The sequence below is a fragment of the Burkholderia sp. Bp9142 genome (assembly GCF_003853415.1).
GTDB lineage: Bacteria > Pseudomonadota > Gammaproteobacteria > Burkholderiales > Burkholderiaceae > Burkholderia.
Window position 1 is genome coordinate 66,889 of record NZ_QTPP01000005.1, and the last position, 16,712, is coordinate 83,600.

15 protein-coding genes are annotated in these 16,712 nt (G+C 68.4%); all 15 read left to right on the forward strand.

Annotated features, from left to right (window positions below; all coding sequences use genetic code 11):
• Nucleotides 1-54: 54 nt before the first annotated feature.
• The 15 genes from mpl to DIE22_RS07665 all read left to right on the forward strand — a co-directional run bounded on the left by mpl (nt 55) and on the right by DIE22_RS07665 (nt 16,664).
• Nucleotides 55-1,440, forward strand: a complete 1,386-nt coding sequence (mpl, locus tag DIE22_RS07590) for a UDP-N-acetylmuramate:L-alanyl-gamma-D-glutamyl-meso-diaminopimelate ligase (protein ID WP_124500241.1) — start codon at nt 55-57, stop codon at nt 1,438-1,440.
• The gene (locus DIE22_RS07595; protein WP_124500242.1) at nt 1,437-2,006 is read left to right on the forward strand and encodes a YqiA/YcfP family alpha/beta fold hydrolase; all 570 of its coding nucleotides are present in this window, start codon (nt 1,437-1,439) and stop codon (nt 2,004-2,006) included. Before mpl ends, DIE22_RS07595 begins: the two co-directional genes overlap by 4 nt.
• 81 nt (nt 2,007-2,087) lie before the next feature.
• The gene (locus DIE22_RS07600; protein ID WP_124604817.1) at nt 2,088-4,178 is read left to right on the forward strand and encodes an RNB domain-containing ribonuclease; all 2,091 of its coding nucleotides are present in this window, start codon (nt 2,088-2,090) and stop codon (nt 4,176-4,178) included.
• Nucleotides 4,175-5,041, forward strand: a complete 867-nt coding sequence (gene aroE / locus DIE22_RS07605) for a shikimate dehydrogenase (protein WP_124604818.1) — start codon at nt 4,175-4,177, stop codon at nt 5,039-5,041. Before DIE22_RS07600 ends, aroE begins: the two co-directional genes overlap by 4 nt.
• A gap of 14 nt (nt 5,042-5,055) precedes the next feature.
• Complete coding sequence (mtgA, locus tag DIE22_RS07610; protein ID WP_124604819.1) at nt 5,056-5,793, forward strand: monofunctional biosynthetic peptidoglycan transglycosylase; 738 nt, start codon at nt 5,056-5,058, stop codon at nt 5,791-5,793.
• A gap of 426 nt (nt 5,794-6,219) precedes the next feature.
• Nucleotides 6,220-7,830, forward strand: coding sequence for a S10 family peptidase (locus DIE22_RS07615; protein ID WP_185640571.1), 1,611 nt, complete (start codon nt 6,220-6,222; stop codon nt 7,828-7,830).
• 84 nt (nt 7,831-7,914) lie between these two features.
• Entirely contained in the window at nt 7,915-8,319 is a 405-nt protein-coding gene (locus DIE22_RS07620; protein WP_124604820.1) for an EF-hand domain-containing protein, read from the forward strand.
• Between the two features lie 317 nt (nt 8,320-8,636).
• Nucleotides 8,637-9,536: an IclR family transcriptional regulator gene (locus DIE22_RS07630; RefSeq protein WP_124604821.1), complete on the forward strand. Its 900-nt coding sequence runs from the start codon at nt 8,637-8,639 to the stop codon at nt 9,534-9,536.
• A complete protein-coding gene (locus DIE22_RS07635) occupies nt 9,533-10,558 on the forward strand; it encodes a 2-dehydro-3-deoxygalactonokinase (RefSeq protein WP_124500249.1) in 1,026 nt (341 codons plus the stop codon). The genes DIE22_RS07630 and DIE22_RS07635 overlap by 4 nt, the downstream gene beginning before the upstream one ends.
• 31 nt (nt 10,559-10,589) lie before the next feature.
• Nucleotides 10,590-11,267, forward strand: a complete 678-nt coding sequence (locus DIE22_RS07640) for a 2-dehydro-3-deoxy-6-phosphogalactonate aldolase (protein WP_124604822.1) — start codon at nt 10,590-10,592, stop codon at nt 11,265-11,267.
• The gene (locus tag DIE22_RS07645) at nt 11,267-12,046 is read left to right on the forward strand and encodes an SDR family oxidoreductase (protein WP_124500294.1); all 780 of its coding nucleotides are present in this window, start codon (nt 11,267-11,269) and stop codon (nt 12,044-12,046) included. The genes DIE22_RS07640 and DIE22_RS07645 overlap by 1 nt, the downstream gene beginning before the upstream one ends.
• Nucleotides 12,047-12,143: 97 nt before the next feature.
• Nucleotides 12,144-13,139, forward strand: coding sequence for an arabinose ABC transporter substrate-binding protein (locus DIE22_RS07650; protein ID WP_124500251.1), 996 nt, complete (start codon nt 12,144-12,146; stop codon nt 13,137-13,139).
• A 67-nt stretch (nt 13,140-13,206) separates the two neighbouring features.
• Nucleotides 13,207-14,718 carry an L-arabinose ABC transporter ATP-binding protein AraG gene (gene araG / locus DIE22_RS07655; protein ID WP_124500252.1) on the forward strand — a complete coding sequence of 504 codons (1,512 nt, stop codon included), beginning with the start codon at nt 13,207-13,209 and terminating at the stop codon, nt 14,716-14,718.
• A 90-nt stretch (nt 14,719-14,808) separates the two neighbouring features.
• Entirely contained in the window at nt 14,809-15,825 is a 1,017-nt protein-coding gene (araH, locus tag DIE22_RS07660; RefSeq protein WP_124500253.1) for an L-arabinose ABC transporter permease AraH, read from the forward strand.
• Between the two features lie 23 nt (nt 15,826-15,848).
• Nucleotides 15,849-16,664 carry an SDR family NAD(P)-dependent oxidoreductase gene (locus tag DIE22_RS07665; protein WP_124604823.1) on the forward strand — a complete coding sequence of 272 codons (816 nt, stop codon included), beginning with the start codon at nt 15,849-15,851 and terminating at the stop codon, nt 16,662-16,664.
• Nucleotides 16,665-16,712 lie beyond the last annotated feature (48 nt).

The window sequence follows — 16,712 nt, forward strand, 5'->3', positions numbered from 1 at the left end:
CGCAGACCTTCCTTTCCGAATCGACGGCGCCCGGCGGCGCGAAAGCATTCATCTATGCACATCCACATTCTTGGCATCTGCGGCACCTTCATGGGCGGTCTCGCCGTGCTCGCGCGCGAGGCGGGCCACACGGTGACGGGTTGCGACGCGGGCGTCTATCCGCCGATGAGCACGCAGCTCGAGGCGCAGGGCATCACGCTGATCGAGGGCTACGGTGCCGAGCAGATCGACCTGAACCCCGACCTGTTCGTGATCGGCAACGTCGTCACGCGCGGCAACCCGCTGATGGAGGCGATCCTCGATCGCGGCCTGCCTTACGTGTCCGGCCCGCAATGGCTCGGCGAGCACGTGCTGGCGGGCAAGTGGGTGCTGGCGGTCGCGGGCACGCACGGCAAGACGACCACGTCGTCGATGCTCGCGTGGCTGCTGGAAGATGCCGGCCTGAACCCGGGCTTCCTGATCGGCGGCGTGCCGCTGAACTTCGGCGTCTCGGCGCGGCTGACCGATTCGAGCTTCTTCGTGATCGAGGCCGACGAATACGATACGGCGTTCTTCGACAAGCGCTCGAAGTTCGTCCACTACCGGCCGCGTACCGCGGTGCTCAACAATCTCGAATTCGATCACGCCGACATCTTCCCGGATCTTGCCGCGATCGAAACGCAATTCCACCATCTCGTGCGCACCGTGCCGGGCGTCGGCCGGATCGTGACCAATGGCCGTTCGGATGCGCTGGAGCGCGTGCTCGCGCGCGGCTGCTGGAGCGAGGTCGAGCGCTTCGGCGTCGATGGCGGCTGGCAGGCGCTGCCGGCCGAGGACGGCGTGCCGGTCGACGAGCGGTTCGCGGTGTATCGCCACGCCGAGCGCGTCGGTGAAGTCGCGTGGCAGGTGCAGGGCGACCACAACCGGATGAACGCGCTCGCGGCGATCGCCGCCGCCCGCCACGTCGGCGTGCCGCCCGCGCAGGCCGCCGAATCCCTCGCCTCGTTCCGCAACGTGAAGCGGCGCATGGAAGTGCGCGGCAGCGTCGACGGCGTGACCGTCTACGACGACTTCGCGCACCATCCGACCGCGATCGACACCACGATCGCCGGCCTTCGTGCGCGCATCGGTCGTCAAAACTCCCGCATTCTGGCCGTGCTCGAGCCGCGCTCGAACACGATGAAGCTCGGCGTGATGAAGGCGCAACTGCCGGCAAGCCTCGCCGACGCCGATCTGGTGTTCGGCTATGGCGCGCCGACCGGGCGCGACGCGCTCGGCTGGAACCTCGGCGACGCGCTCGCGCCGCTCGGCGACAAGGCACGCGCGTTCGACGATCTTCATCTGCTGGTGAAGTCGGTCGTCGCGGCCGCGCGCCCGGGCGACCACGTGCTCGTGATGAGCAACGGCGGCTTCGGCGGCGTGCACCAGAAGCTGCTCGACGCGCTCGGGAGCCGCGCGTGATCCTGTACCTGCACGGGTTCCGGTCGTCGCCGGAGTCGCAGAAGTCGCGGCTGCTCGCCGCGCGCATGGCCGAACTCGGCCGTACGCACGAGTGGCGCTGCCCGTCGCTGTCGGTGTCGCCGCTCGACGCGATCGCCGTCGCGGAAGCCGAGGTGGCCGGTGCGCGCGACGTGACGGTGATCGGCAGCTCGCTCGGCGGCTACTACGCGACCTGGCTCGCCGAAAGGCACGGCTGGAAGGCCGTGCTGCTGAATCCGGCGATCGCGCCGCAGCGCGATCTCGAACAGCATCTGGGCGAACAGCCGTTGTGGCACGGCGGCGGCTCGATCGTCGTCGAACGCCATCACCTGCAGGAGCTCGATGCGCTGCGCGTGCCGGCGATTTCGCGGCCCGAACGCTACTATCTGTTCGCGGCGACGGGCGACGAAGTGCTGGACTACCGCGAGATGCTCGCCCATTACCCGGGCGCGAAAACGCGCGTGATCGAAGGCAGCGATCACGGAATCAGCGAATTTGCCGACTATGTCGACGACGTTCTCGCCTTTTGCGACGACAGAACGTCATGAACCCGGCGTCATGCCGATCGAATTCCCATCATCATGCGGCGCCGCCGGTGCGGCGCCCGGCAGTCTGAACGAGAGTACTGAGTGAACGTTTTCTTCGAGGAATCGGGCAGTTTCAAGGCGGGCAGCGTGCTGTCGCGCCAGGGCGACGCGTTTCAGGTCGAGTTGCCGGGCGGGCGGCGGGCGAAAGTGCGCGCAAAAGACGTGCTGATCGAATTCGAGAAGCCGGCCGCGGGCGAACTGATGCAGGAAGCCGACACGGCCGCGCAGCAGATCGACCTGGATTTCCTGTGGGAATGCGCGCCGGCCGACGAATTCGCGTACACGGCGCTGGCCGCGGAATACTTCGGCGCGACCTACGGCCCGGTCGAGCGCGCGGCGCTGGTGCTGCGGCTGCACGGCTCGCCCGTCTACTTCCGCCGCAAGGGGCGCGGCCAGTACCAGCGCGCGCCGGAAGAGCAGCTCAAGATGGCGCTCGCGTCGCTCGAGCGCAAGCGCCAGCAGGCGCTCGTCCAGGCGCAGTATGAAGAGGAGCTGAAGGCCGGCAAGCTGCCGGAGGCGTTCGCGGGCAAGGTGCTCGGGCTGCTGACGCGGCCGGACAAGAACGCGATCGAATACAAGGCGCTCGAGGCGGCGGCCGGTGCGCGCGGCGTGTCGCCGGCGCGGCTGATGCTCGATTGCGGCGGCATCGCGTCGCCGCGTGCGCTGCACGAGGCGCGCTTCCTCGCGGAATTCTTCCCGCACGGCACGGGCTTCCCGGCCGTCACGGTCGGCGCGCTGCCGGACGACCTGCCGCGCGCGGACGTCGAGGCGTTCTCGATCGACGACATCACGACGACCGAAATCGACGACGCGTTCTCGGTCGAGCACCTGTCCGACGGTCGCGTGCGGATCGGCGTGCACATCGCGGCGCCCGCGCTCGGTATCGTGCGTGGCGACGCGGTCGACGCGATCGCGCGCGCGCGCCTGTCGACCGTCTACATGCCGGGCGACAAGATCACGATGCTGCCGGACGACGTCGTCGACGTGTTCACGCTGAAGGAGGGCGATTACCGCCCGGCGCTGTCGCTGTACATCATCGTCAACCGTGAGACGCAGGACATCGTCGCGAACGAGACGCGCGCCGAACGCGTGTTCGTGAAGAACAACCTGCGCCACAACACGCTCGACGAGCTCGTCAACGAAGAGACGCTCGCGGCCGGCACCGGCGACTACCCGCACAAGGACGACATCGCCGTGCTGTGGCCGCTCGCGCAGGCGCTGTTCGAGAAGCGCCAGGTCGCGCGCGCGGGCTACGGCCTGAAGCGCGAAGTGCAGCGCAACACCGACTACAACTTCTACGTCGAAGGCGAGCACGTGTCGATCACGCCGCGCCGCCGCGGGTCGCCGCTCGACCTGATCGTGTCGGAGCTCGCGATCCTCGCGAACTCGACGTGGGGTGCGTTCCTGCACGATCACACGGTGCCCGGCATCTACCGTTCGCAGCGCGGCTTCGGCGCGCCGGGCCCGAAGCGCACGCGGATGCAGACGACGGCCGCGCCGCACGAAGGCCTCGGCGTCGCGCAGTACGCGTGGAGCACGTCGCCGCTGCGCCGCTACGTCGACCTCGTGAACCAGTGGCAGCTGCTCGCGTGCGTGCAGCACGGCGTCACCGCGAAGCTCGCCGCGCCGTTCAAGCCGAAGGACGCCGACCTGTACGCGGTCGTGCAGGGCTTCGACGACACTTATACCGCGTACGCCGACTACCAGCGCCGGATGGAATACTTCTGGTGCCTGCGCTGGCTCGCGCAGGAGCAGAAGAAGCAGGTGGTCGCGAGCGTCGTGAAGGGCGATCTCGTGCGTCTCGAGGACATTCCGCTGCTGCTGCACGTGCCGGGGCTCGGCGTGCATGCGCGCGGCACGCGCGTGCTGCTCGACGTGATGTCGCTCGACGAGCTGACGATCGAGGCATCGGTGCGGCTGCTGAACGTGCTCGACGCGCCGACCGTGACGAGCGGCGAAGCGGCCGACGACGAGGGTGAGGCCGAAGGCGGCGACGACACGCTGGTCGATGCGGAAGACGCGTCGGCGGAAAGCGAGGCCGAAGCGCTGGCCGAATCGGACGGCGTGACGGTCGATGGTGGCGATGCCGCGACCGGCAACGGCCAGGAAACCGAAGAGGGGCGCGCATCATGACCGCAAACGCGTCGACGAGCGGCGCCGACCGCTACGTGGTGTTCGGCAATCCGGTGGCGCACAGCAAGTCGCCGTTCATCCACGCGCAGTTCGCCGCGCAGACGGGCGAGGCGATCGTCTATGAGCACCGGCTCGCGCCGGTCGACGGTTTCGAGGCCGCCGTGCGTGCGTTCGTCGCCGAAGGCGGCCGCGGCGCGAACGTGACGGTGCCGTTCAAGCTCGACGCGCATGCGCTCGCCGACACGCTGTCGCCGCGCGCGGCGGCAGCGGGCGCGGTAAACACGCTGCGCATCGACGCCGACGGCCGCATCCATGGCGACAACACCGACGGCGTCGGCCTGGTACGCGACATCGAATTGAATCTCGGCGTGTCGCTCGCGGGCGCGCGCATCCTGCTGCTCGGTGCGGGCGGCGCGGCGCGTGGCGTCGTGCTGCCGATGCTCGAGCGCGCACCGCTGTCGATCACGATCGTGAACCGCACCGCGAGCAAGGCCGAGGCGCTCGTCGGCCAGTTCACGCAGGCCGCGCACGATGCGGGCTGCGTGCTGTCGGGCGGCGGCCCGGACGTCGTGCGCGCGGAACCGTACGACGTGATCGTCAACGCGACGGCCGGCAGCCTCGATGCGGCGCTGCCGGAGTGCGACGCGGCCGCGTTCGGTGCGGGCACGCTCGCGTACGACATGATGTACGGCGCGCAGCCGACGGTGTTCATGCAGCATGCGGCGACGCTCGGCGCGCGCACGGCCGACGGTCTCGGGATGCTGGTCGAGCAGGCGGCAGAATCGTTCTTCATCTGGCGCGGCGTGCGGCCGGACGGCGCACCGGTGCTGGCCGCGCTGCGCCAGGCGCTCGCGGCGGCCTGACCGGAGCGCGGCGGGTGGTGGCGGTAAGCGGCACGCAGCGCACGCGCACGGTCAGCCCGACCCGCTGGATCGTCTATGCGGGTTCGGTGTTCGCGGGCGCGTGGCTCGCGACGCAGTTGTTCTATCTCGTGCAGATCGCGCTGTGGTCGTACATCAATCCCGGTTCGACCGCGTTCATGCGCACCGACGCATGGTGGCTGTCGCGCGACAAGCCGCCCGCGCAGATCCAGCACCAATGGGTGCCGTACGACCAGATCTCGCGCAACCTGAAGCGCGCGCTGATCGCGTCGGAGGATTCGACCTTCGCGACCAACAACGGCTACGACGTCGACGCGATCCTGCAGGCGTGGGAGAAGAACAAGGCGCGCGGCAAGATCGTCGCGGGCGGCTCGACGATCACGCAGCAGCTCGCGCGCAACCTGTTCCTGTCGCGCGAGAAGAGCTACATCCGCAAGGGGCAGGAACTGATCGTCACGTGGATGCTCGAGACGGTGCTCGACAAGGAGCGGATCTTCGAGATCTACCTGAATTCGGTCGAATGGGGCCGCGGCGTGTACGGCGCCGAGGCCGCCGCACGCTATTACTACAGGATTCCCGCGAGCCGGCTCGGCGCGTGGCAGTCGGCGCGCCTCGCGGTGATGCTGCCGAAGCCGCGCTGGTTCGACGCGCATCGCGGCTCGGCCTACCAGGCGCAGCGCGCGGCCGTCATTGCCCGCCGGATGGGCGCGGCCGAGCTTCCTCAATCGCAGTGAGCGGCGCGATCGCGCCGTCGCATTGTCCGTTCCGTCGCCCGCGCGCCATTGCTGCGCCGCAGCGCATTCGTGTCGCCCGCTTGTCGGGCCGCATCCATTAGACGAAATCGTCTATTTCGCTTGACTGAGCAATGCCTGCGTCGGCGCGATTTTGTTGGTCGACATGGCACGAAATCCGCGTGATTTTAGTGTTTCCCGGTAAACGCGCAGACCGCTGAAAGGCAGCCGAAAAACGATGGTTCGCGAATCGAAGCATTCCTGAAAGGTGTGCACTGCACCGGCCATCAAGCCAATATTTCCAAATTTTTCAAAGCCGACCCGCTCGCGTATATTGGCCAGCGCCTCGGCTTATCGGCCGTAATCGAGGCGGGGGGCGGCCTATCCGGCTGCTCGACACAAAAAACATTCGAGAGAAGGAAGGCAACGATGCCAGCGAGCAAAGCGAAGCTGTTGTTGGGGGTTGTGTTCTCTTCGCTGATTCTGACGGCCTGCAACGACGACGTGACGTCGTCCGCCGCAGCAGGTACCGACAATTCAGCCGATCCCGCCGCGCAGGTGGACAGGCCGTACAACGATCCCAACCGTTATTCGTCGAGTGCGAGCGCGTCGCTCGACGCGTCCGCCGCGGTCGAAAAAGCCGCCGTCACGCATCACCAGATCACGCTGAACGGCCGGACGATCCGTTACACGGCCACGGCCGGCCACCTCGTCGCGCGCAATTTGCAGACGGGTGCACCCGAGGCATCGTTCTTCTACATCGCGTACACCGCCGACAACCAGCCCGCCGCGAAACGGCCCGTCACGTTCCTGTACAACGGCGGCCCCGGTTCCGCATCGGTATGGCTGCATCTCGGCTCGTTCGGTCCGAAGCGGATCCAGACGGGTGACCCGGACGCGAACACGTCGACGTTCCCGTTCGTCGACAACGCGGAAAGCCTGCTCGACACAACCGACCTCGTGTTCGTCGATGCGATCGGTACCGGCTTCTCCGAAGCGATCGCGCCGAACACGAACCAGACGTTCTGGGGCGTCGACCAGGACGCCGGCGCGTTCCGCGATTTCGTCACGCGCTACCTTGCCGTGAACCAGCGCAACGATTCTCCGAAATACCTGTTCGGCGAGTCGTACGGCACGCCGCGCACCGACGTGCTCGCGAACCTGCTGGAGACAGCCGGCGTGAAGCTCGCCGGCATCGTGCTGCAGTCGTCGATCCTGAACTACAACACGAACTGCGACATGGCGAGCGACTATGTCGGCAACTCGAACAACGGCGCGAGCCCGGTGAGCTGCGCGGGCTTCGTGCCGTCCTACGGCACGGTCGGCGCGTACTACCAGCTCGACAATCCGAACCCGTCGAGCCTGCCGCAATACGCGGACCAGATGCGCCTGCTGACGGCCGGCAGCTACGCGCCCGCCGTAAACGCATACCTTGCGGGCCATACGCCGCCGCCGTCGAGTCTCGTCACGACGATGGTGAATTCGACCGGCGTGAAGCAGTCGCTGTGGAATGCGGACTTCAACGTGGTCCCGACCTTCTTCGACAACAGCTTCCAGGTGTCGCTGATCCCGGGCACGCTGATCGGCCGCTACGACGCACGTGTGAACGTGCCGTCGTCGAGCCCGCTCGCCGCGGACGGCGACCCGTCGAGCACGTTCATCACGAAGCCGTTCACGGACACGATCGGCAGCTACCTGCCGAACGTGCTCAGGTACAGCGCACAGTCCGCGTATTCGCTCAGCAGCAATGCGATCCAGACCTGGGACTGGTCGCACGACGGCCTCGCGATGCCCGACACGATCCCCGATCTCGCCGCGGCGCTGACGCTGAATCCGTCGCTGAAGGTGTTGTCGCTGAACGGCTATCACGACATCGCGACGCCGTTCTACCAGACCGAGCTCGACCTCGCGCGGCTCGGATCGCAACCGAACCTGACGATCAAGGACTATCAGGGTGGACACATGGTCTATCTCGACGATACGTCGCGTCCGCAGGAGAAAGCCGACCTCGTGACTTTCTACAACGCGGCCGCGCACTGATGCGATGTGCGGGCCTGGCGACGCGCGCCCGTGGGCTCGCCGTTCGCCGGCCGTCGACGACCTCATTCCAGACTGGAGCCTGACATGAAGAAACGTTTCATCGTCGTTGCCGCGGCGCTTGCATGCGCCGGCGTTGCAGCATCCGCATCGGTGTCCGCGTTCGCGCAGGCGAGCGACGCCGCCATCCCGGCACGCGCGCGCCAGGCGCAGCTCGGCGATCCATACGTGCCGCCGGCCGCGCGCAAGCCGACCGCCGGCACGCAGACGACCGGCGCCGCGCTGCATGCGCAGGTGGTGCGCAAGCTCGCGCGGCAGTTCGGCGCGGCCGATACGCAGAACACCGGTTCGATCACCGAAGCGCAGGCGCGCGCGGCCGGCCTCGGCTACGTCGCGAACCACTTCCGGCAGATCGACGCGACCGGTAGCGGCCGCGTGTCGTTCTCCGACGTGCAGCGCTACATGCAGGCGCGCGGCACGGACCAGCAGTAAGCGCGGCGCGCGTGGATAACGGGGGCGGAACCCGCGGCACGTCGGGTTCCGCCCCCGTGCACATGGCATGGCCGTTTTCTCATTATCTGGACAACGCATTCAAATATTGGAGGCGAGTGCGTGCGCTCCTACAATCCGAAGCACATCGACAGCTTCGGACCCACGCATCGCGCGGCGCCCGACGCACACGGAGACACATTCCATGAAGTTCGCCGGGCGCTTTCCTCGGTGCATCGACCGCCGCATTGCCGCGACGCCCGACCTCGTTCCGGCCTCGCGACCGCGGCTTCACCGATTCCGTTGAAGAAGCCTGTTCCATGACCAAGATGCCCGATTCCCTTGCTCTCGACGCCCGGCGCGCGACGCCGGACGATGTGCCGCTGACCGACAGCATCGGCGCGACCAGCACGCCGCTCGACCTTGCCGCGCAGCAGGCCGGCACGCAGACGCTGTTGCGCGGTCTCGCGATCCTCGAAGCGATCGCAAACGGCGCGCGCGACATGCGTGCGATCGGCGCGGCGCTCGGCACGACGCGCAGCACGACGCACCGCCTCGTCAGCAGCCTCGTGCAGGCGCGCTACCTGCGCCAGGTGCAGGGCGGCTACCTGCTCGGCCCGAAGCTGATCGAGCTCGGCACGATCGCGCTCGAGCAGATGCCGCTCACGGCGGTCGCACGGCCGCACCTCGAGGCGCTCGCGGAAGCGACGCTCGACACGATTCACCTCGGCGTGCGCGACGGCGACGACGTGCTGTACATCGACAAGATTCCCGGCACGCGCGGCCTTGAGATGCGTTCGCGCGTCGGCCACCGGATGCCGCTCGCGTCGACCGGCATCGGCAAGGCGATGATGCTCGATCTCGATCCGGACCTGTGGCGCTCGCTGTTCGAGGCCGCGCGGCGCGCGCTGGCCGGCGTCAATTTCAAGCCGGACAACCGCCCCGAGACGAGCGCGTTCCTGCAGCGCATGGCGCATTACGCGGCCGGCGGCTATACGTTCGACCTCGAGGAAAACGAGGCGTCGATCCGCTGCGTGGCCGCGCCGATCCGCGACGCATCGGGCGCGATCGTCGCGGCCGTGTCGGTCGCGAGCACGATCCCGTACATGCCGCACGACCGGATGGACGAACTGATTCCGCTCGTGCAGCGCGAAGCGCGAGCCATTTCCGCGGAGCTGGGCTGGAGCCCGCCGCAGGGTACCCGCAGGATCAAACGATGACCAATTCGACCCGGACCGCTCCGGACGCCAGTTCCGCCGCACCGTCGCTGATCGCGCTCGACTGGGGCACGACGTCGCTGCGCGCGTATCTGTTCGACGCGCACGGCGCGCTCATCGACACGCGCAGCCGCGCGGCGGGCGTGATGCACGTGCCGGCCGGCGGCGCGCGTGCATTCGACGTCGTGTTCGAGGAAGCGTGCGGCGACTGGCTCGACCGCGCGCCGGGCGTGCCGGTGCTGGCCGCCGGGATGGTCGGCAGCGCGCAGGGCTGGCGCGAGGCGCCGTACGTCGCGGTGCCGGCCGGCGCCGACGCGCTCGTCGCGGGCCTCGTCACGGTGACGACGGCGCGCGGCACGACGGTGTCGATCGTGCCGGGCGTGATCGCGGCGGGCGAACTGCCCGACGTGATGCGCGGCGAAGAAACGCAGATATTCGGCGCACTGGCGAACGATCCCTTGCTTGATGCCGATCGTTCAGGGGTACTGATCGGCTTGCCGGGCACGCATGCGAAGTGGGCATGGGTGAAGGACGGGCTCATCGAGCGCTTCCAGACCTTCATGACGGGCGAGCTGTTCGCGGCGCTGCGCGATCACACGATCCTCGGCCGCACGATGCGCGCGAGCGCGTTGCCCGACCGAGCGGCATTCGCGCGCGGCGTCGCGGTGGCCCGCGGCGCGCAGCACACGGGGCTGCTCGCGACGATCTTCAGCACGCGCACGCTCGGCCTGACCGACCGGCTTGCGCCCGACGCGCAGGGCGACTACCTGTCCGGTTTGCTGATCGGCCATGAATTGAACGCGCTCGACGCGATGCTCGCGGAGCGCGGCGTCGCGCTCGCGAACCAGCCGCTGCTGCTGATCGGCGACGACGGATTGTGTGCGCGCTACGTCGACGCGCTGCGCGTGTTCGGCTGCACGCATGCGCGTGTCGTCGCGCAGGCGACCGAGCGCGGCCTGTGGTGGATCGCGTCGCGTGCCGGACTCGTGCGCGCGGACGGCGAACCCGTCTGCGCCGATCAATGAACCGATTGAAGAGATTGAAGAGGAACTGCCGATGTCGTCCGACCTTAAGCTGCCCGCGCCGTACACGCCGCATCCCGCACTGATGCGTGCGTTCGACGCGTGCCCGCTGATCGCGATCATGCGCGGCATCACGTCCGCCGAAGCGGCCGACCACGGCCTTGCGCTGCATGAAGCCGGCTTCCGGATCGTCGAGGTGCCGCTCAACTCGCCCGATCCGTTCGGCAGCATCGCTGCGCTGCGCCGCGCGCTGCCGGACGACATGATCGTCGGTGCGGGCACCGTGCTGCGCGCCGAATTTGTCGACCGTGTGCAGGATGCCGGCGGCACGCTGATCGTGATGCCGCACAGCGACGCGGCCGTGATCCGCCGCGCGCGTGAGCGCGGGCTCGCGAGCGCACCGGGTGTCGCGACGCCGACCGAGGCGTTCGCCGCGCTCGCGAACGGCGCCGACGTGCTGAAGATGTTCCCGGCCGAGCAGCTCGGCGTGCCCGTCGTGAAGGCATGGCGCGCGGTGATCGATCGCGCGGTGCCGCTGATTCCGGTCGGCGGGATTGCGCCGGACAACATGCAGCCGTTCCTCGCGGCCGGTGCCAATGGCTTCGGCCTCGGCTCGGCGCTGTACCGGCCCGGCCAGTCGCCGGATGCGACCGCGGCGAATGCACGCGCGTTCCAGGCCGGCCTGCGCGCGGCGCGTAGCGGAGCCGCATGATGGGACGCCTCGCGGGCAAGGTCGCGATGGTGACGGGCGCGGGCCGCGGGATCGGCGCCGCGATCGCGCGGGCGTTCGCGCGCGAGGGCGCGGCCGTCGCGCTCGTCGACCTCGATTTCCCGCAGGCGCAGCGCGCGGCTGCCGCGATCGCCGACGACATCGACGGTGCGCGCGTACTGGCGCTGCATGCGGACGTCGCGCGGCAGGACTCGGTGCGCGACGCGCTCGCGCAGACCGAAGCCGCGCTCGGCACGCTCGACGTGCTGGTGAACAACGCCGGCATCAACGTGTTCGCCGATCCGCTGACGATGACGGACGACGACTGGCGCCGCTGCTTCGCGGTCGACCTCGATGGCGTGTGGCACGGCTGCCGCGCGGCGCTGCCCGGGATGGTCGAACGCGGTCGCGGCAGCATCGTGAACATCGCGTCGACGCACGCATTCCGGATCATTCCGGGCTGCTTTCCGTACCCGGTCGCGAAACACGGCGTGCTGGGCCTCACGCGTGCGCTCGGCATCGAATACGCGGCGCGCAACGTGCGCGTGAACGCGATCGCGCCCGGCTACATCGAGACGCAGCTCACGCGCGACTGGTGGGATGCGCAGGCCGACCCGGCCGCGGCGCGTGCCGAGACGCTCGCACTGCAGCCGATGAAGCGGATCGGCAAACCGGAGGAGGTCGCGATGACGGCCGTGTTCCTCGCGTCCGACGAGGCGCCGTTCATCAATGCCGCGTGCATCACCGTCGACGGCGGGCGCGCGGCGCTGTATCACGACTGACGCAACGATTCGAAAGACCGCACGTGCGACGGCCGCGCGCACGCTGCGTCGAAACCAACAAGCGGCTGCATCCCGTTCGATGAAGGAGACACTGGAGATGAAACGCAGAACGTTCGTAACGCTGGCCGCCGCGGCCGCGGTGGTAATGGGGAGCCCGGTCGCGCACGCGGCCGATCCGGTCAAGATCGGCTTTCTGGTGAAGCAGCCGGAAGAGCCGTGGTTCCAGGACGAATGGAAGTTCGCCGAGATGGCCGCGAAGGACAAGGGCTTCACGCTCGTGAAGATCGGCGCGCCGTCGGGCGAGAAGGTGATGAGCGCGATCGACAACCTGTCCGCGCAGAAGGTGCAGGGCTTCATCATCTGCACGCCGGACGTGAAGCTCGGGCCGGGCATCGTCGCGAAGGCGAAGTCGCACAACCTGAAGATGATGACGGTCGACGACCGCCTCGTCGACGGCGCGGGCAAGCCGCTCGAGGCGGTGCCGCACATGGGGATCTCCGCGTACAACATCGGCAAGCAGGTCGGCGACGGCATCGCGGCCGAGATCAAGAAGCGCGGCTGGAACATGAAGGACGTCGGCGCGATCGACATCACGTACGAGCAGCTGCCGACCGCGCACGACCGCACGAGCGGCGCGACCGACGCGCTGGTGGCGGCCGGCTTCCCGAAGGCGAACGTGATCGCGGCGCCGCAGGCCAAGACCGACACCGAGAATGCGTTCAACGCGGCGAACATCGCGCTCACCAAGAACCCGCAGTTCAAGCACTGGGTTGCGTACGGCCTGAACGACGAGGCCGTGCTCGGCGCGGTGCGCGCGGCCGAAGGGCGCGGCTTCAAGGCGGACAACATGATCGGCATCGGCATCGGCGGTTCCGAATCGGCGCTGAACGAGTTCAAGAAGCCGCAGCCGACGGGCTTCTACGGCACCGTGATCATCAGCCCGAAGCGCCACGGCGAGGAAACCTCGGACCTGATGTATGCGTGGATCACGCAGGGCAAGGCACCGCCGGCGCTGACGCTGACGACGGGCATGCTCGCGACGCGCGACAACGTGTCGAAGGTGCGCGAGGAGATGGGGCTCGCATCGAAGTAAGCGGCTTGCCGGCTGCCGCGGCGATGCGGCGGCCGGCGATCGATGGATCTGCAAGTGGGGAGACGACGTGTCAGCGGCACTGCGTTTTGACAATATCGGCAAGGTATTTCCCGGCGTGCGCGCACTCGACGGCATTTCGTTCGACGTGCATGCGGGCGAGGTGCATGGCCTGATGGGCGAGAACGGCGCGGGCAAGTCGACGCTGCTGAAGATTCTCGGCGGCGAATACCAGCCCGATGCGGGCAGCGTGCTGGTCGACGGCCAGCCCGTGCATTTCTCGAGTGCGGCTGCGTCGATCGCGGCCGGCATTGCAGTGATTCACCAGGAACTGCAGTACGTGCCCGACCTGACGGTCGCGGAAAACCTGCTGCTCGGCCGCCTGCCGAATGCGCTCGGCTGGGTGAGGAAAGGCGAGGCGAAGCGCCACGTGCGCGAGCGGCTCGCCGCGATGGGCGTCGATCTCGATCCCGACGCGAAGCTCGGGCGGCTGTCGATCGCGCAGCGGCAGATGGTCGAGATCTGCAAGGCGCTGATGCGCAACGCGCGCGTGATCGCGCTCGACGAACCGACGAGCTCGCTGTCGCATCGCGAGACCGAGGTGCTGTTCAAGCTGGTCGAGGACCTGCGTGCGCAGGGCCGCGCGCTGATCTACATCTCGCACCGGATGGACGAGATCTACCGGCTGTGCGACGCGTGCACGATCTTCCGCGACGGGCGCAAGATCGCGTCGCACGAATCGCTCGCCGACGTGCCGCGCGAGCGGCTGGTCGCAGAGATGGTCGGGCGCGAGATTTCGGACATCTACCATTACGCGCCGCGCGCGCTCGGCGACGTGCGGTTTTCGGCCGAAGGCGTCGACGGTCCGGCGCTGCGCGAACCGGCGAGCTTCTCGGTGCGCGCGGGCGAGATCGTCGGGTTCTTCGGGCTGGTCGGCGCCGGGCGCAGCGAACTGATGCGGCTCGTGTACGGCGCGGATCGGCGGCGCGCGGGCGAGCTGACGCTCGACGGCAAGCGCATCGACGTGAAGCGCACCGGCGACGCGATTCGTCACGGCATCGTGCTGTGCCCGGAAGACCGCAAGGAGGAAGGGATCATCGCGATGGCGTCGGTCGCGGAGAACATCAACATCAGCTGCCGCCGTCATTCGCTGCGCGCCGGGCTCTTCATCGACCGCAAGACCGAAAGCGCGACCGCCGACCGCTTCATCCAGCGGCTGAAGATCAAGACGCCGAACCGGCGGCAGAAGATCCGCTTCCTGTCGGGCGGCAACCAGCAGAAGGCGATCCTGTCTCGCTGGCTCGCGGAGCCCGACCTGAAGGTCGTGATCCTCGACGAGCCGACGCGCGGCATCGACGTCGGCGCGAAGCACGAGATCTACGACGTGATCTACCGGCTCGCGGAGCGCGGCTGCGCGATCGTGATGGTGTCGTCGGAACTGCCGGAAGTGCTCGGCGTGGCCGATCGCATCGTCGTGATGCGCGAAGGCCGCATCGCGGGCGAGCTGCCGCGCGAGCAGGCGAACGAGCACGCGGTGCTGAGCCTCGCGCTGCCGCAGACGAGCGTCGTCGAGGCGGCCTGACGCGGTGTCAGGTCGCCGCGGGCGACGCACGATATTCGAATCGATCACGCGCGGCGCGGGCCGCGCGATGCAGGAGCAGGAGACACAACCATGCAAGTCAGGGAAAACCTCGCCAGCGCAGCCGTGAAGCCGTCGGCCGACGCGCTGGTTCCACAGCAGAGCGACCGCCAGAAGTGGTGGCAGCACCTCACCGAATACAGCCTGATCGCGATCTTCGCGGTGATGTTCGTGACGATGTCGCTGACGGTCGATCACTTCTTCTCGATCGACAACATGCTCGGCCTCGCGCTGTCGATCTCGCAGATCGGGATGGTCGCGTGCACGATGATGTTCTGTCTGGCCTCGCGCGACTTCGACCTGTCGATCGGCTCGACCGTCGCGTTCTCCGGCGTGCTGTGCGCGATGGTGCTGAACGCGACCGACAACACGTTCGTCGCGATCGTCGCGGCGGTCGCGGCCGGTGCGGCGATCGGCTTCGTGAACGGCGCGGTGATCGCGTACCTGCGCATCAACGCGCTGATCACGACGCTCGCGACGATGGAAATCGTGCGCGGGCTCGGCTTCATCGTGTCGAAGGGGCAGGCGGTCGGCGTGTCGTCGGATACGTTCATCGCGCTCGGCGGGCTGTCGCTGTTCGGCGTATCGCTGCCGATCTGGGTCACGCTCATGTGCTTCATCGTGTTCGGCGTGCTGCTGAACCAGACCGTGTACGGCCGCAACACGCTCGCGATCGGCGGCAATCCCGAGGCGTCGCGTCTCGCGGGGATCAACGTCGAACGCACGCGCGTGTATATCTTCCTGATCCAGGGCGCGGTGACGGCGCTCGCCGGCGTGATCCTCGCGTCGCGCATCACGTCGGGCCAGCCGAACGCCGCGCAGGGCTTCGAGCTGAACGTGATCTCCGCGTGCGTGCTCGGCGGCGTGTCGCTGATGGGCGGCCGCGCGACGATCTCGGGCGTCGTGATCGGCGTGCTGATCATGGGTACCGTCGAGAACGTGATGAACCTGCTGAACATCGACGCGTTCTACCAGTACCTGGTGCGCGGCGCGATCCTGCTCGCGGCCGTGCTGCTCGACCAGCTGAAGAACCGCGGCGCACGCGACTGACCGATTCCACGGAGACGATTCGCATGACCATCGACACTTCCGCGCAGGATCCGCGCGCCGTGAGCGACGCGCGCCATGCGCGCTACCCGAGCCTCGAGGATCGCGCGGTGCTGATCACCGGCGGCGCGACCGGGATCGGCGCGGCGTTCGTCGAGCACTTCGCGCGGCAGGGCACGCGCGTCGCGTTCGTCGATCTCGACGCGCAGGCGGGCCAGGCGCTCGCGGAAAGCCTCGCGCAGAGGCCGGACGTGCGCCACGCGCCGCTGTTCCTCCCGTGCGACCTGACCGACATCGATGCGCTGCGCCATGCGATCGACGCGATCCGCGCACGGATCGGCGCGATCGCGGTGCTCGTGAACAACGCGGCCAACGATACGCGCCACGCGATCGGCGACGTGACGCCCGCGTCGTTCGACGCGGGCATCGCGGTGAACCTGCGCCACCAGTTCTTCGCCGCGCAGGCGGTGATCGACGACATGAAGCAGCGCGGCGGCGGCGCGATCATCAATCTCGGCTCGATCAGCTGGATGCTGAAGAACGGCGGCTATCCCGTCTACGTGATGGCGAAGGCGGCCGTGCAGGGGCTCACGCGCGGGCTCGCGCGCGATCTCGGCCCGTTCGGGATCCGCGTGAATTCGCTGGTGCCCGGCTGGGTGATGACCGACAAGCAGCGCAGGCTGTGGCTCGACGACGCGGGCCGGGCGGCGATCAAGGCCGGCCAGTGCATCGACGCCGAGCTGCTGCCGGACGATCTCGCGCGGATGGCGCTGTTCCTCGCGGCCGACGACAGCCGGATGATCACCGCGCAGGACGTGGTGGTCGACGGCGGCTGGGCCTGATTGCCGGTGTTCGTGTTCGCGTTCGCGCGGCGCCGCGCGACGTCCCGT